19 protein-coding genes are annotated in these 21,439 nt (G+C 40.8%); 5 read left to right on the forward strand and 14 right to left on the reverse strand.

The window, feature by feature from the left end; translation table 11 throughout:
• From ACZ5B7_RS22425 to ACZ5B7_RS22450, 6 genes are all read right to left on the reverse strand, one after another.
• Entirely contained in the window at window positions 1-1,983 is a 1,983-nt protein-coding gene (locus ACZ5B7_RS22425; RefSeq protein WP_464491047.1) for a heme lyase CcmF/NrfE family subunit, read from the reverse strand.
• Between the two features lie 25 nt (window positions 1,984-2,008).
• Window positions 2,009-2,461, reverse strand: a complete 453-nt coding sequence (locus ACZ5B7_RS22430) for a cytochrome c maturation protein CcmE (protein WP_464491048.1) — start codon at window positions 2,459-2,461, stop codon at window positions 2,009-2,011.
• 13 nt (window positions 2,462-2,474) lie between these two features.
• Window positions 2,475-3,533 carry a hypothetical protein gene (locus tag ACZ5B7_RS22435; RefSeq protein WP_464491049.1) on the reverse strand — a complete coding sequence of 353 codons (1,059 nt, stop codon included), beginning with the start codon at window positions 3,531-3,533 and terminating at the stop codon, window positions 2,475-2,477.
• A 251-nt stretch (window positions 3,534-3,784) separates the two neighbouring features.
• Window positions 3,785-4,438, reverse strand: a complete 654-nt coding sequence (locus tag ACZ5B7_RS22440) for a c-type cytochrome (protein WP_464491050.1) — start codon at window positions 4,436-4,438, stop codon at window positions 3,785-3,787.
• Window positions 4,439-4,448: 10 nt separating this feature from the next.
• Complete coding sequence (locus tag ACZ5B7_RS22445) at window positions 4,449-4,901, reverse strand: PCYCGC motif-containing (lipo)protein (protein WP_338088289.1); 453 nt, start codon at window positions 4,899-4,901, stop codon at window positions 4,449-4,451.
• Between the two features lie 171 nt (window positions 4,902-5,072).
• Window positions 5,073-6,866: an urease accessory protein UreH domain-containing protein gene (locus tag ACZ5B7_RS22450; RefSeq protein ID WP_464491051.1), complete on the reverse strand. Its 1,794-nt coding sequence runs from the start codon at window positions 6,864-6,866 to the stop codon at window positions 5,073-5,075.
• A 253-nt stretch (window positions 6,867-7,119) separates the two neighbouring features.
• Here ACZ5B7_RS22450 and ACZ5B7_RS22455 point away from each other — a divergent pair, with 253 nt between their 5' ends.
• Window positions 7,120-8,004: a patatin-like phospholipase family protein gene (locus ACZ5B7_RS22455; RefSeq protein ID WP_464494548.1), complete on the forward strand. Its 885-nt coding sequence runs from the start codon at window positions 7,120-7,122 to the stop codon at window positions 8,002-8,004.
• 32 nt (window positions 8,005-8,036) lie between these two features.
• On the opposite strand, the gene ACZ5B7_RS22460 is transcribed toward ACZ5B7_RS22455, so the two are convergent.
• The gene (locus tag ACZ5B7_RS22460; RefSeq protein ID WP_423799067.1) at window positions 8,037-8,426 is read right to left on the reverse strand and encodes an SA1362 family protein; all 390 of its coding nucleotides are present in this window, start codon (window positions 8,424-8,426) and stop codon (window positions 8,037-8,039) included.
• Window positions 8,427-8,483: 57 nt separating this feature from the next.
• On the reverse strand, window positions 8,484-9,428 hold the full coding sequence (locus ACZ5B7_RS22465; RefSeq protein WP_213144878.1) for a DUF1385 domain-containing protein: 945 nt from the start codon (window positions 9,426-9,428) through the stop codon (window positions 8,484-8,486).
• 237 nt (window positions 9,429-9,665) lie between these two features.
• Between ACZ5B7_RS22465 and ACZ5B7_RS22470 the strand changes: the two genes are divergently transcribed.
• From ACZ5B7_RS22470 to efp, 3 genes are all read left to right on the forward strand, one after another.
• Window positions 9,666-10,163, forward strand: a complete 498-nt coding sequence (locus ACZ5B7_RS22470) for a YqhR family membrane protein (RefSeq protein ID WP_213144877.1) — start codon at window positions 9,666-9,668, stop codon at window positions 10,161-10,163.
• A 78-nt stretch (window positions 10,164-10,241) separates the two neighbouring features.
• On the forward strand, window positions 10,242-11,303 hold the full coding sequence (locus tag ACZ5B7_RS22475) for a M24 family metallopeptidase (protein WP_464491052.1): 1,062 nt from the start codon (window positions 10,242-10,244) through the stop codon (window positions 11,301-11,303).
• Between the two features lie 21 nt (window positions 11,304-11,324).
• Entirely contained in the window at window positions 11,325-11,882 is a 558-nt protein-coding gene (gene efp / locus ACZ5B7_RS22480) for an elongation factor P (RefSeq protein ID WP_213144875.1), read from the forward strand.
• A 34-nt stretch (window positions 11,883-11,916) separates the two neighbouring features.
• On the opposite strand, the gene ACZ5B7_RS22485 is transcribed toward efp, so the two are convergent.
• The 6 genes from ACZ5B7_RS22485 to ACZ5B7_RS22510 all read right to left on the reverse strand — a co-directional run bounded on the left by ACZ5B7_RS22485 (window position 11,917) and on the right by ACZ5B7_RS22510 (window position 20,829).
• Window positions 11,917-13,293, reverse strand: coding sequence for a sensor histidine kinase (locus ACZ5B7_RS22485; protein ID WP_464491053.1), 1,377 nt, complete (start codon window positions 13,291-13,293; stop codon window positions 11,917-11,919).
• The gene (locus tag ACZ5B7_RS22490; protein WP_464491054.1) at window positions 13,269-13,979 is read right to left on the reverse strand and encodes a response regulator transcription factor; all 711 of its coding nucleotides are present in this window, start codon (window positions 13,977-13,979) and stop codon (window positions 13,269-13,271) included. Before ACZ5B7_RS22490 ends, ACZ5B7_RS22485 begins: the two co-directional genes overlap by 25 nt.
• Window positions 13,980-14,080: 101 nt before the next feature.
• Window positions 14,081-16,495: a heavy metal translocating P-type ATPase gene (locus ACZ5B7_RS22495; RefSeq protein ID WP_464491055.1), complete on the reverse strand. Its 2,415-nt coding sequence runs from the start codon at window positions 16,493-16,495 to the stop codon at window positions 14,081-14,083.
• Window positions 16,496-16,535: 40 nt separating this feature from the next.
• Entirely contained in the window at window positions 16,536-16,742 is a 207-nt protein-coding gene (gene copZ / locus ACZ5B7_RS22500) for a copper chaperone CopZ (RefSeq protein ID WP_213144871.1), read from the reverse strand.
• 365 nt (window positions 16,743-17,107) lie between these two features.
• Window positions 17,108-19,663: a vitamin B12-dependent ribonucleotide reductase gene (locus tag ACZ5B7_RS22505; protein WP_464491056.1), complete on the reverse strand. Its 2,556-nt coding sequence runs from the start codon at window positions 19,661-19,663 to the stop codon at window positions 17,108-17,110.
• Between the two features lie 329 nt (window positions 19,664-19,992).
• Window positions 19,993-20,829: a lipoate--protein ligase family protein gene (locus ACZ5B7_RS22510; protein ID WP_464491057.1), complete on the reverse strand. Its 837-nt coding sequence runs from the start codon at window positions 20,827-20,829 to the stop codon at window positions 19,993-19,995.
• 181 nt (window positions 20,830-21,010) lie between these two features.
• Between ACZ5B7_RS22510 and ACZ5B7_RS22515 the strand changes: the two genes are divergently transcribed.
• Window positions 21,011-21,394: a rhodanese-like domain-containing protein gene (locus tag ACZ5B7_RS22515; protein ID WP_213144868.1), complete on the forward strand. Its 384-nt coding sequence runs from the start codon at window positions 21,011-21,013 to the stop codon at window positions 21,392-21,394.
• Window positions 21,395-21,439 lie beyond the last annotated feature (45 nt).

A 21,439-nucleotide genomic window follows, 5' to 3' on the forward strand; every position in this document is an offset into this window, starting at 1 on the left:
CTATGCCACCTCTTTGCGTACCCCGGTGTATCTCGGAGTAACATTTCCATATTTTCCGTTCCAAACGGCGAAAAGTGCACCAATGACAATCATAAATGATCCCATCCATAACCAGTTCATCATCGGATTAACCTTTACCACAAATGTGGCTTTCCCATCATCCTCCCAGGCACTTAAAACAATATATAAGTCTTCCTTCATTGAGGAGATAATCGCCACTTCAGAAGAAGGCTGCTCCCAGTTCCCATAGAAAACTTTTTCGGGCTGGAAAGTGCCTAATCTTTTTCCATTTTTAAATACCGTTACATCAGCGTAAACAATATCGTTTATTCCTTCCCGTTTTTGATCAAGCCGCTCGTAATTTAGACGGTAATTATTAATCTCAAGCGAACCGCCTAATGGTACAGTTTTCATTGTTTCAACATCATAGTTTTGTGAACCAATAATCCCCATGGTGATAAAGGCAATTCCAAGGTGGACAATATATCCCCCGTAACGGCGACGGTTTCGAATCATCAGGCGGTAAAGGGCAGTAAACGGTTTTTCCTTCGTCATTTTTCTTCTTGCCTGAACCCCTCTATAAAACTCTAAAAAGTGAGTGATAAATAATAGAGTAATAACTCCGTAGCCAATGACGGCCCACGCTTTCTGAATACCCAGCACCACCATTAAAACCATAGCGATAACAGCAAGAATGGCAGGAATCAAAAAGTTCTTCCGAAGATTTTTCACGCTTGAACGCTGCCAAGCCAAGAGCGGACAAACTGCCATCACAAACATCATGGACAATAGAATCGGCGCTTCTACTTTGTTGAAGAATGGCAAGCCGACCGTTACCTTTGTGCCGCGAACTGCTTCTGAAACGAGCGGGAAAATCGTTCCCCAAAAAACAGCAAAGGCTGCACCAACAAGAAGTAAGTTATTAACTAAAAAGCTGCTTTCCTTTGAGACAAAGGATTGAAATTCTCCCGCACTGCGTTTTAGCAGATTATAGCGGCTCATTAGCACATACAATGCACCAATTACGGCAATAGCCATAAAGATTAAGAAGTATAATCCCAAATTGGAATTCGCAAAGGCATGCACTGATGTCAATACTCCGCTTCGAACCAGGAATGTGCCGAATAGTGTCAGGGCATAGGAAACGATAATTAGGCAGATATTCCAGATCTTCAGCATGTTCTTCCGCTCTTGAATCATCACAGAATGCAGGAAGGCAGTAGCTGTCAACCACGGCATAAACGAAGCATTCTCAACCGGATCCCAGGCCCAGTAGCCGCCCCAGCCTAACTCTACATAGGCCCATTGGCCGCCAAAGATATTTCCGAGACTCAAGAATAACCACGCGATAATGGTCCAGCGTCTTGTCATTTTAATCCAGAAATCATCGACGTTTTTCATGATTAAGGCCGCCATTGCAAATGCAAATGGGATGGCAAGACCTACATAACCAAGGTAAAGTGTGACAGGGTGGATAATCATCCCTGGATTTTGCAGCATTGGGTTTAATCCTTTTCCTTCAAGCGGGATCTCATCAAGTAACACAAATGGCTTTGCAACAAATCCCAAGATAAAGAAAAAGAAAACCGCATTGGCCATCAGGATCGCTGAAATGTATGGAACCATTGGGTTCCCTTTCATCTTCCTTGAAAACACAATCATGACGGTGTATAAAGTTAAGAAGAATGTCCAAAGTAACAAGGAGCCGGCATTACCTGCCCACAGGGCAGTCAGTTTATAAATAATCGGTAGTTCGCTGCTTGTATAGTCTTTTACGTATTCAAATTGGAATTGGGAAGTAGCTAATAGGTAGAACATCGACAGCATAGCCATTGACGTACAAACTAGCAATGCAACAGTTCCGCCTTTTCCACTATTTATCAGCTTTTGATTTTTCGTGCTGATTCCCAGTGTTATAACTAACAGTGAATAGATTGCAACCGCAAATCCAATATAAATGGCCGCATTAGCAAATAGATACATTTCGTCACCTTCTTATGTTTGCCTGTTATTTTTCTTTCGGTGGCTGATTCAGCTTGTCCTTATGGGTTTCCGGATCGTAGTTCTTCATGTCTTTTCCTTCATATTTGGAAGGGCATCTCGTTTTCACTGTTTCAGCAGCGAAAGTATCTTTTTTGGTCGGCGAGCCTTGGAGAATGGTGATTACCCCTTCAGAGAAATTGTCTGGCTTTGGCCCATTATGAATGACATGCATGATATGTCCTTCGTTGTCTTTCACATCAAATTTCAACTCTATTTTGTCAGGATTCCATTTAATAGAGTCTTCGATTAAAAGTCCTTCAACGGTTACAAAATCATCTTTGTGCTCATCTTGGGTGGTCAAGAGATCTTTTAAGGTTAATTCAATTCCGCTCGAACCTGGAGTGGCAGCCATTAAGAGAAAAACAATTGCACCGGCAATGATAAATCCCCCGAGGAGAACTAACGTATTTTTCTTCATTCTTCTCACCTCATTAAATTAATTTTTTCATTTCCTCATCGTACGTTTCTTGATCAATCTTGCCTGTTAACAGCTTTTTCCTAAGATCCTTTTTAGCTTCAACATTCATTGTCTTATTTTCCTTTTTGCTCGAAGCTTGTTTCATAACTTGGGGTTTTGTATGTTTCTGTTTTTTGGCCGCACTTTGAACATTTGCCTTCATTCCTAGGTAGACGAATGCTCCGGCAATAATCAGGGCGATTCCGATAATAGACGCTCCGCCGATGCCGATAATAGGCTGTTTTTCAGTGTCCTTAGTACCATTGCCATCTAAAACTTGATCTGTCGCGCTGCCTTTCACGCCGGAATGGTTTTCATCATTTGGTGGTTGAACCTTGCTCATCGCTTCCATCGTTGATTGTGTTCCCGGTTTCTTGTAAGAAAAGGAATATTTTAAATTTTCACCGGCTTTTACATTTTTATATTGATAAAAATAGAGGTCTTCTCCATATTCATTTTTTGAATTCTCCTGCGCCTTTGGCTCAGCTTGAATATCCTTGGCATTCATCGGCGCGTAAAACACAACATCAAGCTGTTCTGTTTCAGCTCTGTTTGTAAATTCGTATGTAAAACTTTTTTGGTCTTTCACATCAATAGACTGCGTATAGTATTCAATTACGAATTGATAGGTTTCGTTATTTTTAATGGTCTTACCCGGTTTCCAGACAACCACTCCCTTGTCTTTGTCAACATCATACGGCCGCTGAACCTCCGGCTTATCTTTTTCTGGAAATTCGGCTACTAGGAAGGCCTCAAACCCTTTATCCTTTGCAGGAACAGGAATTTCTATTTTCCCATCATAATCTTGCCCGCTTTTATTGGTAATTGTTCCGTACATTCCGACCAGCAAGGAAGGAATCTCCCTCGACGGCCAATCCTCCGGATAGTCAAACTCCGGCATGACTTGAACCTGCATACTCTTATATGGAAACTTTTCCGGCTGAAATACTGTCTCTGCGCTTGCCTTTGGTACGATCAGGCTTGTCATAAATGCTAAAATAACGAATAATGCCATCCATTTCTTTTTCCGCATAGTTATCCTCCTTGAATCAAAAAGCTCGTTAAAACCGTGACTTTTTCACTATAGTCCTCTTTGAAATAAATATAATCTTTCTCGGTTGCCTATTGTTGATGGACTATTGAACATTTTGTTAACCGGCAAAAATCGTTACCTTTCCGTCAAAAAATAACCATAAATTGTTCACATTTGTAAAAAGGGGATATTTTTTACAAAATAAAAAAACAGCCCTAAATCCTTTAAAAGATTCAAGGCTGTTTTTTATGTCATTTCGGTTCTAGTGATCGGATATAGGCGGTTATGTCAGAAATATCCTGTTCGGTGAGTTGTCGGGCGCCTTCTAGGCCTTTCAATGATGGTCCCATCCGGGTTTCTTCTCGCCCATAAGCTGTCCCAATCCAAATTTGTTTGTCACTTGTATATTTCAAGTATTGGGGACTGGAAAGGGCTGTTCCCATTTTGATTTTTCCTGCTCCATTTTCCCCGTGGCAGGAGAGACAATAAAGCTTATATTGTTCCTTGCCTCGTTCAGGGTCTCCTAATACAGTTGCAGATGCTTTTAATTCCAGTTCTTCAGTCTGCCACTCTCTCATAAACGCAACTAGATTCTTCAAATCCTTGTCGGACAAACGAGTTTCATAGGAGGGCATGTTTGTCCCTTCACGCCCATATTTCACATAATTGTAAAGGTCTTGATCAGAAACGGAGCTTAAAAAATGTTGATTATTGATTGCTGTCCCGTCCTTTGCTCCTTCACCTTTTCCTGTTTCGCCATGACAGGCAAGACAGTTTTTTGCATACACTTTTTCACCTGCCGCAATGGCCTTAGAATTTTCACTGCTGAAAATGCCGCTATTGGCAATGCAAAAAACAATGCCAATTGTAATTAAAATATAGGTTCCGATTAAAATTTTCTTCATGGGCTGCTCCTTATTTTGGTTCAGGTGTAGGAGTCGGTTCCCCAAAATCTTCGTACTTCGTCGTAATTAGGTCATAAATCTTCTTAGGGCTTTTACCGTCAAGATGCATCTCTACCGCCTCCCGGGCGATATCTATACAGACGTCTCACGATATTCCCATCGAATCCCATTCTTTTACAGCATTACCAGACCCGAATTGGTCAACGAAGCAATCGAGGTTACTCTCATGGCCATCCTGCGCAAAACAGCCGCAATAGCATGGGACCTGCGCCAGTACCTTTGGGTATGTAGCTGCCATAATATAGGTTTCTTTAATTTGATCAGATGAATTTAACACATAGTCAGGCAGTGGTTCGTGCTTTTTATCAAGGGCCCATTTTTTATCACTGACATTGGATCCGCACCCAGCTGCTATTAGGACAATAGCAAAACAAAGAACAAAAAGCGAAGGTATTCTTTTCAAAAGTTGTCACCCCTTCCAGCTTGATATCACAAATTTATTTTAACAAAAAGAAAGACAGCCATCAGACGCTAATTCTTACTATTTAGTGAAGTTTTTAAGCTTGATAAAGTAAAAATATTAAATTCAATGTGGAAGAAAAATGTTCGGCTCCAATAGGAATCAAACATTTTTTTATTTAAGAAACTGCTTTCTAACTGCTTCTAAGTCAACAGCCGTTACATCATCAACAGCTTCAATAATCCCTAGTAATTCCTCCTCATTAAGATAAATTCCATAAGATCCAGTGCGGTCCAGTGTGAAATCAACTTCAGCAATCGCCTCCTTACCGGTAAATTCAGCCGCAATTTGCTTTGTTTTCGTATTGAGGATTAAAAAGCTCCCGGCAGCTTGATCAAATTGGGATAAATCGATTGTCAGCTTCGTCTTAATTCCTCTATTAACCACCATAACTAAAGGTTCAAACTCGTAGCCAATTCCTTTGACAGCTAAGGATTGTTGATTATTAGTAACCTCAGCCTTTCTTACCAGACGCTCAGTTGGGACCTTGCTAATATCATTTCCATATATGCTTGCATTTGTCTCGGAAGAGCTTTCGGCAGTTGACTTAGTCGAGGCATCGATTCCGTCCGCATTGCTGCTTGAAGCAGAAATTTCCCCAAGATTATCAACCACCTTGATCATGCCCCGCTTCATTCCCATCCAGCAGCTAAATGGGATATCTCCAGTTCCCGGTGTGAATTCAATAACGTTTTTACCGTTTTGCAGCTTTTGCTGCACATTCATATCAGGCACCACAATCGTATTATTGCAACCGGTCAGCTGTTTGACATCAACGACCCACTTTACAGGCATCCCTTTTTTTACATATAAAACTCTTGGGGTGTAGCCGTATACGTCCGCCGTCATATTTAGAACCTGCACGCCATCCTTGATGGTTGCTTTAATCGCATCAGTGGAATCCGCCGACGAATTTGAGCTGGTTCCGCCGACGCTTGCCATGATGTCCAGCGGACCAGTTTGCACACCGGCAAGTGCCAGCCCCCTGTTGCTCATAATCAGCCCGAGCACAATAATGAGAATTCCACTGAATTTAAGGATTTTCTTTGTATACCCGTTGCTTAACAGTCCCGAAAGAGCTCCAAAGCTTAGCATCAGCGGGACCGTACCAATGGAAAACATAAACATGGACAATGCCCCGGTTAAGGCACTACCCGTACCAAGCGCATAGATTTGCATCGTCTGCAACGGTCCGCAGGGCATTAAGCCATTAAGAAACCCAACCAGAAAGGGCGTTCTTGGCATTTTCACCGTCTTACAAGTGATAGCAGGCAATTTAAAATGCAGCTTTCTAAAGACGCGGAATCCGGCCATATTAAAGCCCATAATCATCATAAATGCCCCTGCAAATATCTGAAGTCCGGCTTTGGCTGCCAACGAAAGGTCAAACACCGACCCGATTGCTCCAATAACTCCGCCAATGCTGGTGTAAGCAGTCACCCTACCTAGGTTATAAAGAAGCGATGGCTTTACGGCATCCCATCTATTATTTTTTTCTTTACCAATTGTCTGGGAGAGCATGATGCCACCGCACATCCCTACACAGTGGAGCGAGGTGATTAACCCAACGACAAACAAAACGGCATACGAGGCTGAGTTAAGTTTTTCCTCCATATTAAAACTGCCGGTATTGATGCCAAGGAGGACAATAGCAGCAACAATGATAAATATGCCGATAAATTTATAACCCTTTGAACCCTCCGTACTGTATCCGGCCTGTCGGATTGCGTCTTTCAGCAAGCTTAAAGTACATTGGTCTTCGTCAAATTCAATATCAGCAAATTGACCACTGAAACTTGCTTGAACATTTTTTACCCCATCTAGCTTTTTCACGGTTCTTTCTACCCGTTTTTCGCAGGACGAACAAGTCATATCGTAAACCTTTAATCTGATCCGTTTGACATTCATAGCGGCCACCAGCCTTTAAACGAATTCCTTTACCTTCTTGATAGCTAAAGTATAAAAAACCGATATGTTGGTGGTATGAAGAAAAATAAGGGCCTGGTGACCAATTTGTGGACATAATTTTTCTAATTCTTGAACAACCTTCAAGCTGCCCAAAGGGGGTTATCCACTAAAATATTTATCTTGTCTCCCGTACTATTTTGTAAAACAGCCGCTTAAAGATGTAACAATGAGTACATCATTGGGAGTGGCTGCCATGAATATTGATGGAGTTTTTTCCGGAGGAGGAATAAAGGGATTTGCGCTTATCGGGGCGTGTGAAGAAATTGAAGAACGAGGTTTTAAATTTGTCAGAGTCGCTGGAACCAGTGCTGGCTCCATAATAGCCGCTTTAATTGCCGCTGGTTATACAAGCAAAGAAATCTATCAGCTCATTGACGAAGTGGATCTAACTAAACTGCTTGATACCCGCAAAACCATCATACCTTTTAAACTCGCCAAATGGCTTTTACTTTATTGGAGATTAGGGCTCTACAAAGGGAACGAATTGGAAAAGTGGCTTAGGATAAAATTAGAGGCCAAAGGACTGAGAACATTTTCCGATTTACCGCCTCAAACGTTAAGAATTATCGCTTCAGACCTTTCTACCGGACAAATGGTTGTTATTCCTGATGATTTACCGAAATACGGAATTTCACCGGGCTCTTTTCCAATTGCCAAGGCCATCCGCATGAGCTGCAGCATCCCATATTTCTTTGAACCTGTAAGATTACGGACAAAGGACGGGACTAATGTTTTAGTGGACGGAGGGGTATTAAGCAATTTTCCAATGTGGCTTTTTGACCAGGAGAATATTAAAAAAACAAGACCTGTCCTCGGCATCAAATTAAGTCCAAGTGAATACGAACATGAAAAGCATAAAATAAACAACGCGATTGAGCTTTTCGGGGCATTGTTTGAAACCATGAAGGATGCTCACGATTCCAGATATATTTCCAAAAAACATGCAGAAAATATTATATTTATCCCTACAGAAGGGATAATGACCATTGAATTTCATTTAACCGAGGCAAAGAAACAGGAGCTTGTAAACTTAGGCAGAGAACGGGCGAAGAAATTTTTGATTAAATGGAGTTATTAATAAAGCAGTTAGAAAAAAGAAAAATCGAGCGTTTAAAAAGACGCCCGATTTTTCTTTTTTCCTTTTTTTCCATCAATGACGGTAAGATGGGCAGGAGATTTCTTTTTGACCTTGCCTTTCTTTAATGTCGTCAATGTACCTAAAGTGGAACCTTTTGCATTTGTCTCTCCACTTCGATGCTGCAAGCGTTTTTTAGACCTTCTTGCTGCTTTAAGAAATGCCCGCTGCTCTTTTTTCTGAGGGCTCGAATTTGAAAACTTGCGAACAACAAAATATATGACCAAACCAATTAAAACGAAGACAGCTATTTTTTGCAAAAATGCAGCCGGGTCAGCCGTAAAAGAACCATAAAGCCCAAGTAAAGCAAGGATAATTAGTACCCCCACAATATATGCGGATGTCCGATTTTTCAAGAAAGCCACCTCCCTAAGAGCATCATAAGCATTTTTTTATCCTTTTAAACACTTCCTAACAACGATTTAGACAATTTCTTCTTGTTTGACGAATCTGTCTGTTTCCTCTTCTCTTCTTAATAATTCCTTAAAGGAGAGTATGGCTACTTCCACCTGTTCATCATTTGGCTCCTTGGTTGTAAGAAGCTGAAGCCAAAGACCTGGCAGACCTAGATATTTTAAGACAGGAACGTCTCTTAGTTTATTTGTAAATTGGAGAATTTCGAAGGAAATCCCCAACACTACCGGAATTAATAAAAGGCGGTCAACAATCCTCAACCACAGCGGCGAGGTCGGTACCATCAAATATACAAAAACACCGACAAAGACAGTAAATAGGATAAAACTACTTCCACAGCGGTAATGAAGCCTTGAATGGGCCTGAACGTTAGCTACTGTCAGCTCAGCTCCGGACTCGTAGGTATTTATTACTTTATGCTCAGCACCATGATATTGAAACACCCTTTTAATCAACGGAGTTAAGGAAACAAAATAAATATAGGAAAGGAGAAGGATAAGCTTGAAGAAACCTTCAATCATGACCTGGGAAAAATCCGATGAAAAAATGGGCTTTGTCAATTCCGCTAAGAAAACAGGAATAAGCGTGAAGGCAAATTTACCAAATAAAAATGAAATAACCCCGATTACCGCCACACCCAGGTACATGGTCATTTTAGAAACTTCTTTTTCCTTTAAGGTGTCATCCTCCTTTGGGTCTAAATCAAATCTTTCAGTTGAAAAATTTAAATGTTTAGAACCATTGGCACTTGCTTCTATTATAGCAACGATTCCACGAATAAACGGAATTTTTTTAATTTTCGTTAAATAAGGATTCGTTTTACGTGGCAGATGGAAATATTCGACCGAATGGTCCTTTCTCCTTATTGCGGTAACATAATGATGTTTACCGCCGAACATAACTCCTTCAACCACGGCTTGACCGCCATAAACATTCTTTTGAGTATCAGACATTAGCTAGAACACCAACCTATGCAAAAGTAGCACGATAGCAGAAATGATAAATCTGTATGTACTTAAATGTATTCTACTAGAAAAACGAAAAAACCTCTAGGAAATGACATACATTTTCCATTTAAATTAGAAAAAAATTTTTTTATGCAAGGATTGTTGTTACAGGGGCATAATAAAATTGGTATTTATTAAGGTACGAATCAATAATTTGTATCAAAAAGTTATGGAGGTTGTTGTATGGCTTCTGAAAAAAAAGCGGGAAAATATCCTAAGCCGATGTCCTTGCCGGTAATGGTCTTTTGGACTGGTTTATTTGGAGGTGTTTTTTGGGGAACGATTGGTTTTTTTGCAAGCTACTTTAGTTTAACAGAAATTCGTCCAAATATAATCCTTGAACCATGGATGCTGGGGAACTGGAAATATGGCTGGAAAGGAACGATTTTGTCCATTCTCATCATGGGCGTCCTATCAGTTGGTGCAGCCTACCTATATTATGCGTTATTAAAAAAGCTGAAAGGTATGTGGATTGGCTTAGGATATGGAATCATTTTATTTTTAATTGTTTTTGTTGTTCTGAATCCTCTTTTTCCTGGGATGAAACCAATATTCGATTTAAGCAGAGATACCATCCTGTCTTCCCTTTGTCTCTATATTCTGTATGGGATTTTCGTTGGTTACTCGATCAGCTATGAATATCAAAATCAAGAAGTACAAAAAAACGAACCAGCCACTTAAACTGTTATTAGTCGTATTTGTGTGGTTATGATAAAATAATTGTGTCCGTTAACGGATTGGAAAAGGAGAGTGGACACGATGGAGAAATTAGAAAAATTAAGGTCAAGTTTTTCAGCAGAGGGAATCGATGGCATACTTATTACAAGCCCCTATAACCGCCGTTACATATCAAATTTCACAGGTACAGCAGGCATTGTTTTAATCAGTGCTGATAAGGCTCTATTTATTACAGATTTTCGTTATGTTGAACAAGCCCAAAAGCAATGTGAAGGGTTTGAAATCATTAAATTTTCAGATACGCTTCCTAAAGAAGTCGCTGAACAGGCGAAAAAAATAGGGATTCAAAAATTAGGTTTAGAAGAGGACTATTTAACATACTCCTCCTTTAAAGTATATGAAAAAGAGGTAGAAGCTGAACTTGTCCCTGTTTCGGGATTAATCGAAAAGTTACGCTTGATAAAGACCGATTCAGAGATTAAGATATTAAAGGAAGCAGCGGATATAGCTGATGCCGCATTTAAACATATTTTAGACTTCCTTCGGCCGGGAAAAACGGAGCTGGAAGTATCGAATGAGCTGGAATTCTTTATGAGAAAAGCCGGAGCAGTATCTTCTTCCTTTGATACCATCGTCGCTTCAGGGTATCGCTCGGCCCTTCCGCATGGTGTTGCCTCTGACAAAGTCATTGAAAAAGGAGATATGGTCACCCTTGATTTTGGTGCCTATTATAAAGGGTATGTTTCCGATATTACAAGGACTGTTGCTGTCGGCGAGCCTGACGCCAAGCTGAAGGAAATTTATCAGATTGTCCTCGACGCTCAATTACGCGGCATCGATGGTTTCAGACCTGGAATGACAGGAAAAGAAGCGGATGCTTTAACTCGGGACTACATAACAGAGCAAGGGTACGGAGAGTACTTTGGACATTCCACCGGACATGGGATTGGGCTTGAGGTTCACGAGGGACCGGCTCTTTCATTAAAATCTGACATTATCTTAGAACCAGGTATGGTTGTAACTTGTGAACCGGGCATTTATATTCCTGGACTGGGCGGCGTTAGAATTGAAGACGATACGCTTATTACGAAGGATCATAACGAAAGGCTCACACATTCTACAAAAGACTTAATTATTTTGTAACTATTTTAGGAGGATTTGCCAATGATTTCTGTTAACGACTTCCGTACTGGATTAACCATTGAAGTGGATGGCGGCTTATGGCGCGTCATGGACTTCCAGCACGTAAAACCTGGTAAAGGAGCAGCGTTTGTCCGCTCCAAATTGCGTAACCTGCGTACCGGAGCCATGCAGGAAAAAACATTCCGTGCTGGCGAAAAAGTAGAAAAAGCACAAATTGATAACCGTAAAATGCAGTATCTGTATGCAAGCGGCGACCAACACGTGTTTATGGACATGGATTCCTACGAGCAGGTTGAACTGCCTGCTGCAAGCATTGAATATGAATTAAAGTTTTTAAAGGAAAACATGGAAGTTCATATCATGATGTTCCAGACCGAAACACTTGGAGTTGAACTGCCAAACACGGTTGAACTTGAAGTAACTGAAACTGAGCCTGGCATTAAAGGTGACACTGCATCAGGCGGCTCCAAGCCGGCTACGATGGAAACCGGTCTTGTTGTTCAGGTTCCTTTCTTCATTAACCAAGGTGACCGCTTGATCATCAACACAGCTGAAGGTACTTACGTATCAAGAGCTTAATTGTGAAAAGAGCCTTAAGACCCTATTTGGGCGCTTAAGGCTTTTTTATTTTCGGAAAACAGATGGTAAATTTACTACCTATTCCTTCTTCACTCTCTGCTTCGATGGAGGCATCGTGCAGTTGTAAGATGTTTTTAACTATGGTCAGGCCAATTCCATTTCCCTCAATTTCCTGCCTGCTTTTATCTCCCCTGTACAATCTTTCGAAAATAAAAGGGAGGTCCTCTTTGTTAATACCAATGCCAGTATCAACTACTTCCACAATAATATCATCATTCTTTTCATATAATTGGACAAGAATCCTGCCGCCTGCAGTAGTGAATTTAATGGCATTTGCCAGCAGGTTAACAAATACCTGCTTGATTTTATCTTTGTCTCCGGTAATTGAAAACTTTTTATCCGGTTGGATGGCGAGATCGATTTTAAGTTTTTTCTTTTCAGAAGGTGCATGAAAATCACGACAAAGCTCCAGAAGCAATTGTTCAAGTTCGATGATTTCATAACTCAGCTTGGTGCTTTCATACTCAAATTCCTTTAAGACATTTAAGTTGTTAATCAGCCTGCCAAACCTGATTACCTCCTCATTTAGATAATGAAGCTTTTCTTGCGTAACTGGATATACCCCGTCAATCATGGCTTCTAGATTGTTTTGCAGGACATTTAACGGTGTCCTTATTTCATGTGAAATATCTGAGATTAATCTCTGTCTGAGCATATCCTGAAACTGTAATTTACCAGCCAATATGTTTACACTTTTTCGCAAGTCCTCTAGCTCGTGAATGTTGCTTTTCACAACGGATTTACTGTTAAAATTCCCCTTGGACAAGTCAACAGAAAGCTTGGCCACTTCCTTAATAGGACTCGAAAATTGCTTCGAAAAATAGAGACTTAAACCAGTTATGATGAGGAGGGTCAACAGTCCGCTGGCAATTATGCTTTTATTTATGGACGATTTAAAGTTTTGATCTTCCTCCGTTAGGAGGACAGAAGAATACTGGCCGATATCCACATAGCCAACTACTTTATCTTCCTCATTAAGCTTAAATGTCTTTGTGGTATAGACTCCTTTTTGCTGGACTGGCATTGTCCCCATGTTTAATTGGTTTTTGACTTCCTTCGGGTCCATTCCCCAAATCGTTTGCTCATGCTGGTCCCTTAACGTAATGCAATAATTGCCCATATAGGCCTCATGCATGAGTTCAATTCCGGTGTTTTCTGTTAATCTGCCATCTTTTTTATAGGCATCTTCAAAATAGGCAATAATTCTTTCGTACCTCTTGTTTTGAATGTCCATCATGTATTGATTAAATTTATTGGTAACTGTAAGATTTACAGTCAATGTCACAAGCAGGATAGAGGCAATGGTGCATGCAATAAAAAATAAACTTAATCTGCGGCTAATGGAATGCATTTTAGCTCACCGCCAAATTTATAGCCTGCTTTTAGGACCGTGATAATATATTTTGGGTTTCTCGTATCCATTTCAATTTTCTTGCGGATATTTTTGATATGGACATCAATAGTCCGATCAAAGCCATCAAAATTTTCACCATATACCTTCCCAATTAGCTGCTCTCTTGATAATACCTTGCCCTTACAAGCCGCTAATGCCCAGAGAATATCAAATTCATTCGGTGTGAACGGGATTTCTTCTCCCCTCACGGTAACCAGCCTTTTTTCAAAATGAATGGATAAGTTCCCATCATCAAAAATCATCCAGACTGATGAGTTTGTACCGTTTAATCTGCGGAAAAGAGCATTGACCCTTGCTGTCAATTCCCTTGGACTGAAGGGTTTAACGAGATATTCATCGGCGCCAATATTTAATCCTTCAACACGGTCATTTAGAGAACCTTTTGCTGTCAGCATAAAAATATGGACATCTGATGTTTCCCTCATCTTTTTGCAAACATCCTCTCCAGCCATATCGGGGAGCATCAGGTCGAGAATAACAAGGTCTATATTCGCTGATTTAAAGATTTCCAATCCTTTTGATCCATTGCCAGCCCAGTAGACTTTGTAGCCGTTCTTCTCTAAATAAGCTTTAATTACATCTGATACGCTTCGTTCATCCTCAATCAATAAAATTTGGTTCATTTGAAATCACCTGATTGCTGTTTTGATAAGTAAAGTATACTTGCTGGCAATGGTGAAAACGCAGGAAAAGGCTGACAATTGTGTGTCAGCCTTTTAAAAATTTATAGTTTAACTTTTTGTAATCTAAGTGCGTTCAGGACAACAGAAACCGAACTGAACGCCATTGCTGCCCCAGCTAGCCAAGGAGCTAGGAACCCAAGGGCTGCAATCGGAATGCCCAAGGAATTGTAGGCCATCGCCCAGAATAAGTTCTGCTTTATGTTTGTGATTGTTTTTTTGCTCATGAAGATAGCATCTGCAATGCTGTTTAAGTCACCGCGAATGAGCGTGATATCAGCCGCTTCCATGGCGACATCGGTGCCTGTCCCAATCGCCATTCCAATATCTGCCACGGCGAGAGCAGGTGCATCATTAATGCCGTCCCCGACCATTGCCACTTTCTTGCCTTCCGCTTGCAGCTTTTTAATTTCTGCTGCTTTTCCTTCAGGCAAAACCTCCGCGATGACGGTGTCAATTCCTGCTTGGCCTGCTATGGCCTTTGCTGTCTGCTGATTATCACCAGTAATCATGATAACCTCAAGACCCATCTTTTTGAGGCGGCTGATGGCTGTTTTGGAGGTTGCTTTAATTGTATCAGCGACCGCCACAATCCCTGCATATTGCCCGTCGATAGCTGCTAACATTGCAGTTTTCCCGGCTCTTTCGAGTTCCTCCATTTGAGGAAGTACAGCTTCTATTTCCACATTAAATTTTGTCATAAGCTTTCTTGTACCAATTATTAATTGCTTTCCTTCCAGTGACGCTTTTATTCCAAAACCGGGGATGGCTTCAAAATCAGTTGGCTCCTTTAATAATACACCCTTGTCTTTAATTCCCTGCACAATGGCCTGGGCAAGCGGATGTTCTGATTGTTTTTCAGCCGAACCAACCAAGCTTAAAAATTCTTCCTCAGTAATTGAATTGGTGTGGCGGACATCAGTTAACACCGGTGTCCCATTTGTTACTGTACCCGTTTTATCCAAAACCACCGTTGTGATGCGGTGGGTCATTTCCAAATGTTCGCCGCCTTTAAAAAGAATTCCATATTCAGCGGAACGACCGGAACCGGCCATGATGGAGGTAGGTGTCGCCAATCCTAAAGCACACGGACAGGCAATCACTAATACAGCAATCATTTTTTCTAAGCTTTCAGCGAAATTACCGGGTTCTACCCACAAATACCAGATAATAAAGGTTATTACAGCAATGGTCACGACAACTGGAACAAAAACTCCGGATATTTTGTCGGCAAGCCGTTGGATAGGGGCTTTGGAGCCCTGCGCCTCTTCAACCACTTTAATAATTTGTGCTAAAGCGGTATCCCGGCCAACCTTTGTTGCTTCAACTTTTAGAAAACCATTTTTGTTCAGCGTGGCTCCGATGACTTCATCGCCAATTTTTTTATCAACCGGAACACTTTCACCGGTCAGCATTGACTCATCGATAGCAGATTGGCCCTCTACAATTCTGCCGTCAACAGGAATTTTTTCGCCTGGTCTGATGTAAAGGATATCGCCGACAATGACTTCTTCAATCGGGATTTCCATTTCGCGGCCATCGCGGTTTACAGTAGCCGTTTTGGCTTGGAGCCCCATCAATTTTTTGATTGCCTCTGAGGATCGTCCCTTTGCTCTTGCTTCAAAAAGCTTGCCTAATATGATTAAGGTGATTAAAACAGCACTGGTCTCATAATAGAGTTCCACCATATGAACACCTTCGCCAATCGTGGTGATTGACAAATATAAACTGTAAAAATAAGCGGCCGATGTTCCCAATGCAACAAGTACATCCATGTTGGCACTTTTATTTTTTAAGGCTTTATAGGCACCGATGTAAAACTGGCCGCCAATTAAGAATTGAACCGGTGTAGCGAGGAGCAGTTGAAACCATGGATTCATGAACATATCCGGTACCCAAATAAAAGATGTAAACGAAAAATGCCCTGCCATTGCCCATAAAAGCGGAAAAGACAAAATTGCCGAGAAGATAAATTTTTTTGATTGCTTTTCGATTTCCTTTTGGCGATGGTCTACTTGATCTTTTGTTTCCTCTTTGAGTCTTGCCCCGTAGCCAAGATTTTCAACCTTTTTTATGATGTCTGCAGTTGTCAGGGCGGAACCGTTGTATTCTACAGTTGCTTTTTCAAGTGCCAGGTTAACGTTTGCCTTTGTGATGCCCTCTAGCTTATTTAAGCCCTTTTCAATCCGTGCCGAGCAGGCTGCACAAGTCATTCCTGTAATATCAAATTCCACTTTTTCGGTTACGACATCATAGCCTAAATCTTTAATCTTCTGTTCGATTTCTTCCAGTTTTATCTGGGAAGGATCGTACTTAATTGCCGATTTTTCTAATGCAAGATTGACAGTTGCTGTTTCTACTCCGGTTAGTTTTTTCAGACCCTTTTCAATTCTGGCCGCACAGGCTGCACAGGTCATACCGGAAATTTGCAGGCTTGTTTCTTTTATAGTTTGACTCATAGTAAGTCAACTCCTCATATAGTGAGTTGAAATTGTCTTTTTAAACTACATCATAGCCTTGATCATCGATTGTTTCTTTGATTTGATCGAGGCTGACGGTTTGCGGGTTGAACTCGACATCAACCGTTGCTGCGTCTAAATTCACCTTAACGGCAGTGACACCATCCAGGGTCCCAACACTTCCTTCAACCGCCTTTACACAATGTCCACAAGACATTCCTTTTACGTTTAATGTTACTTTTTCCATGTTAATCATCCTTTCAAAAATGTATTTGTTATTTTTGATTTCTAATTTCATGTTACTATACCCCCCTACCCTATGTAAAGTGTTTTGTCTGGGTTTCACAAAATGTCCTCATATGCTGCTGTAGCTTGTTTATGTTTTTAATCTAGCAAAACAATATAAAGACCGTATGTAGTTTTTTATGTGTCATGAAACGGTCAAATTTAATTTGCCTTTTTCGTTTGAAGATGGCGTTAGTTGGGGTGAAAATATAGGAATATTTTACTTTTAACAAAAAGGAAATTACAATTCGATCACAAAGTTATGTCGATATAATATTATTCAAATAAAAAAGAATGGAGAAATCACTCTCCATCCCTTTTTAACTATTAAAGTCCACACTTTAATTGTGCGCCACAGTTAGTACATGTATTACAGCCGCCAATTTCTTTAACTTTTCCTTTGCGGCATACCGGGCATGTGTTGCCGACTTCAGAACCAATCGTTACATCCGTTGAACGAAGGTCAGTGATGGTTTCAACTAAGACTACATGCTGCTTTTCTTCTTTTTCAAAGATAGATAATTGTTCATTTGTGTTTTCTTCAGCTTTCAACGTTAAAACCTGAGAATCGCGTGATCCGTCTACATAGACAGTACCGCCTTTTGCACCGCCACGGTATAAACGCTCGTATACCTTTTCAACCTGCTCAACGCTGTATCCTTTTGGTGCATTAACTGTTTTACTGATGGAACTGTCAATCCAGCGCTGAATGACACATTGGACATCCGCGTGTGCTTCAGGAGCAAGATTCATCGCAGTGACGAACCAGTTTGGCAGGTTATTTGAATCTGCTTCTGGGTTACGGTCTAAATACTCTTGAACGATGTCTGCTTTTACTTCGATAAATTTACCAAGGCGTCCGCTGCGGAAATATGAGAATGAGAAATAAGGCTCTAATCCAGTTGAAACGCCAACCATGGTACCAGTGGAACCCGTTGGAGCAACAGTTAGCAAATGTGAATTCCTTATTCCGTTTTCCACAATAGATTCACGGATTCCTTCAGGCATTTTCTTCATAAATCCAGTATTAATAAAAGCTTGGCGTAAGCGGCTTGTTTCCTCAAGTGTTTCACCAGTTAAGAATGGGAAGCTTCCCTTTTCTTTCGCCAATTCAACAGATTCTTTGTAGGCTGTAGTTGCAATTGTTTCGAAAACTTGATCGACCAGCTTATTTCCTTCAGGCGAACCGTACTCAGTCTCGCAGTAGATAAGCAGGTCGTGCAGACCCATTACCCCAAGACCGACGCGGCGTTCACCGAGAGCTTGCTTTTTGTTTTCTTCTAAGAAGTATGGGGTAGCATTGATGACGTTATCCTGCATGCGGACGCCAACTGCTACTGTATTTCTCAATTTTTCAAAGTCTACTGTTTTAGTTTCCTTATCCGCCATTTCTGCAAGGTTTACTGCAGCAAGGTTACAGACGGAAAATGGTGCGAGTGGCTGCTCACCACATGGATTCGTTGCTACTACCTGCTGACCATATGCTTTCGCATTTGTCATGTCATTTGCATTATCAATGAAGAAGATACCAGGTTCTGCAGAGTAAGTCGCACAAATGTTAACCAAGTTCCAAAGTTCTTTTGCCTTAATTTTTTTGTAGACGCGAACTTTGTGACCCAGTCTTTCCCACTCACGAACATCTCCAACTTCATGCCATTTTTCATTATAGATTTTCATTTCCTCTTGGTCGTAGTTTTCTACGTAAGGGAAACGAAGTTCATATTCACCATCGTTTTCAACAGCTTCCATAAATTCTTTTGTTAAACAAACAGAGATATTTGCCCCAGTGAGGAACTCTGGATTATGAACTGAATAAGTACCGCCAGTTGCGAGTTTTTCCTCAGCATCTGCAATAATTGATTCGCTGAAACCACCATAACCAGGAATGTTCTTATAATTTACAATTCCTTGGTACATCGCTTCTTCTTGAAGGGTGAATGGTTTAAATTTCAGCTTTTCTTTAGCAAGCTTTTTGATTGTTTCATCAGATGTATTTTCAATTAAGAATCTAAGGATTCTAGGATTTTGCATCTTAGAAATAATGAATTCAATGATGTCAGGATGCCAGTCCGCCAGCATGATCATCTGGGCGCCCCTGCGCGAGCCCCCCTGTTCGACCAAATGAGTCAACTTCGCAATATCATCTAACCAAGAAACCGAACCAGACGATTTGCCGTTTACACCTCTTGCCAAAGTGTTTCTTGGCCGTAATGTCGAACCATTGGTTCCAACACCGCCGCCGCGGCTCATGATTTCCATTACCTGCTTGCGGTGGTCGGAGATTCCTTCACGGGAATCCGCTACGAACGGCATTACATAGCAGTTGAAATAAGTTACCTCAGTGCCAGAGCCCGCGCCATAAAGCACACGGCCGGCAGGAATGAAGTTCAAGCTCACTAGCTCTTGATAGAACTTTTCTGTCCATTCGATGCGCTTCTCTTCCGTCTCTTCTACAGCAGCAATGCCAGTCGCAACACGTTTAGCAATCTGCTCATAGAAAAGCTCTAACGGCTTCTCAATGACATCCAGCGAACTATAAATAACTCCAGTTTCTGCTGCTTCACCATCGAGGACACCTCTAAATTCCTCTTCTACTAAAACCTTAGCTTTCTTCTTCTCCCAATCGATTTCCTGAATGTATCCTAGGCCGCGTGCCGGGAATTTTGGATCTTCTTTAATCGTAAGAACAACAAAGTCGCCATTTGTGAGGGTGATTTTTTCAGTATCTTTGAAGGTGTAGCGGTCTAACATGACTAAACGCGAAACACCCTTGTGAGTTATTTTCATATCTGGGGTGACCGGGTGCACCTGTGGAAATAGGCGGATATCCTCATTCAACCTCCCAAAATCAATATTCAATTCTTGTCTAAAAACTACAGACATGAATACAACTCCTTTATCTATATATTCTCTATCTTGTGTAAGAATCTAGTAAGCTTTTGCTTATCTAGTTGATTTAATAAATTTAAGTTACCATATCTGAACATAGCATGGCAACAAAAAATCAATATATAGTACCGAAAATATTTTCGACACCCCTATATATTGTATGTCATGCAAAAAACAATTATTTTGTCAAACTTTAAAATAAATATATTCACGAGAAAATAAAAGATATAGTGCAATTTTCGCTATAAAACGAGAAATTTTAACAATTTTCGCCGGTTGCCTCCAATGAAATAGGAAAAAAGCGGCAAAGCCGCTTTAGCAAGTCATCTCTTAAAATTCCACTCATCATTTTCATACCGTTCTTTTGCGAGCTTATTAACATAGGCAAGCTCTTCATCTGTCAACTGATAGGATTCAAGCTCAATATTTAAACCTTCTGCGAATCCTTTATAAAAAGCTTCCTTGGCCTCATCGAGAGTAATCCTTCGCGGACTAATCGCATTAATGGCAACAGCCTTATCCTTGAATGCTTTTTTCATCCGCTCCTTCACCCGGTCATTCGGGTATTTGAATAAGCTAAAAAGCTTGTCGTCATCCAGATCCAAAAGAATCGAGCCATGCTGGAGAATGACACCCTTCTGCCGTGTTTGAGCACTTCCTGCGACCTTGCGCCCTTCCACCACCAACTCATACCAGCTGGGGGCATCAAAGCAAACCGCGGACCTAGGATTTTTTAAGGCATCCCGTTCCTCTGCTGTTTTCGGAACAGCAAAATATGCTTCTAGTCCCAGTTGATGAAATCCTTTTAAAATCCCTTCAGAAATAACACGATAAGCTTCAGTAACTGTTTTGGGCATTGCTGGATGCTCCTCTGAAACAATGACGCTGTATGTCAGTTCATGCTCATGGAGAACCCCTCTGCCTCCAGTTGGTCTTCTGACAAAGCCAAGCCTGTGTGTTTTTACCGCTTCCATATCAATTTCTTTTTCAACCTTTTGAAAGTAACCAACGGACAGCGTCGGCGGGTTCCAGCCGTAAAATCGGATTACCGGTGGAATCTTTCCTTCACTGTGCCAATCTAACAAGGCTTCATCCAATGCCATGTTAAAAGCAGGAGAACTATTGCCAGAATCGATAAACCGCCATATTTCTTTTTCCATAGAAAAACCTCTTTTATTTATAATTTCCTTTTACTAGTCTATCAAAATGAAGGGGAATTTCAAAATGAGATGTTTTTGGTATAATTTTTTAAGAAGATTTTTGTCCATTCTTCTTTATCTTTAAGAAAATGACTTATATAATAAATACTAGTGCAACAAGCTTGAAGGGGGCAAATAGAAGTTGAATTCACTTTATGTTTTATTAATCATTGTCGTAGCGGTTATCATCTACTCTGTTTTTACTTTTTTTTATCAAAAAAGGATTGTAAAAACAGTAACAGAAGAGGAATTCCGTGCAGGATACAGAAAGGCTCAGCTGATTGATGTTCGTGAACCAAATGAATTTGAAGGCGGACATATTTTAGGAGCACGTAATATTCCAATGTCACAAATTAGAATGCGCATGAAAGAAATCAGACCGGACATGCCTGTATATTTATATTGCCAAAGCGGCATGCGCAGTGCTCGTGCAGCACAATTTTTACACAAAAAAGGCTACAAGGATCTAACCCAGCTTCAAGGCGGGTTCAAAAAGTGGTCTGGTAAAGTGAAAGCTAAAAAATAATCGTCATTAATGGGCTCCAGAACCTTTCTGGGGCCCTTTATATTG

The sequence above is a fragment of the Neobacillus sp. S1115 genome (assembly GCF_055385565.1).

Bases quoted from the DNA above. Each gene is read 5' to 3' on its own strand.
- ACZ5B7_RS22425 (WP_464491047.1), bottom strand. From the start codon at position 1,983: ATGTATCTATTTGCTAATGCGGCCATTTATATTGGATTTGCGGTTGCA.
- ACZ5B7_RS22430 (WP_464491048.1), bottom strand. From the start codon at position 2,461: ATGAAGAAAAATACGTTAGTTCTCCTCGGGGGATTTATCATTGCCGGT.
- ACZ5B7_RS22435 (WP_464491049.1), bottom strand. From the start codon at position 3,533: ATGCGGAAAAAGAAATGGATGGCATTATTCGTTATTTTAGCATTTATG.
- ACZ5B7_RS22440 (WP_464491050.1), bottom strand. From the start codon at position 4,438: ATGAAGAAAATTTTAATCGGAACCTATATTTTAATTACAATTGGCATT.
- ACZ5B7_RS22450 (WP_464491051.1), bottom strand. From the start codon at position 6,866: ATGAATGTCAAACGGATCAGATTAAAGGTTTACGATATGACTTGTTCG.
- ACZ5B7_RS22455 (WP_464494548.1), top strand. From the start codon at position 7,120: ATGAATATTGATGGAGTTTTTTCCGGAGGAGGAATAAAGGGATTTGCG.
- ACZ5B7_RS22465 (WP_213144878.1), bottom strand. From the start codon at position 9,428: ATGTCTGATACTCAAAAGAATGTTTATGGCGGTCAAGCCGTGGTTGAA.
- ACZ5B7_RS22470 (WP_213144877.1), top strand. From the start codon at position 9,666: ATGGCTTCTGAAAAAAAAGCGGGAAAATATCCTAAGCCGATGTCCTTG.
- ACZ5B7_RS22475 (WP_464491052.1), top strand. From the start codon at position 10,242: ATGGAGAAATTAGAAAAATTAAGGTCAAGTTTTTCAGCAGAGGGAATC.
- efp (WP_213144875.1), top strand. From the start codon at position 11,325: ATGATTTCTGTTAACGACTTCCGTACTGGATTAACCATTGAAGTGGAT.
- ACZ5B7_RS22485 (WP_464491053.1), bottom strand. From the start codon at position 13,293: ATGCATTCCATTAGCCGCAGATTAAGTTTATTTTTTATTGCATGCACC.
- ACZ5B7_RS22490 (WP_464491054.1), bottom strand. From the start codon at position 13,979: ATGAACCAAATTTTATTGATTGAGGATGAACGAAGCGTATCAGATGTA.
- ACZ5B7_RS22495 (WP_464491055.1), bottom strand. From the start codon at position 16,495: ATGAGTCAAACTATAAAAGAAACAAGCCTGCAAATTTCCGGTATGACC.
- copZ (WP_213144871.1), bottom strand. From the start codon at position 16,742: ATGGAAAAAGTAACATTAAACGTAAAAGGAATGTCTTGTGGACATTGT.
- ACZ5B7_RS22505 (WP_464491056.1), bottom strand. From the start codon at position 19,663: ATGTCTGTAGTTTTTAGACAAGAATTGAATATTGATTTTGGGAGGTTG.
- ACZ5B7_RS22510 (WP_464491057.1), bottom strand. From the start codon at position 20,829: ATGGAAAAAGAAATATGGCGGTTTATCGATTCTGGCAATAGTTCTCCT.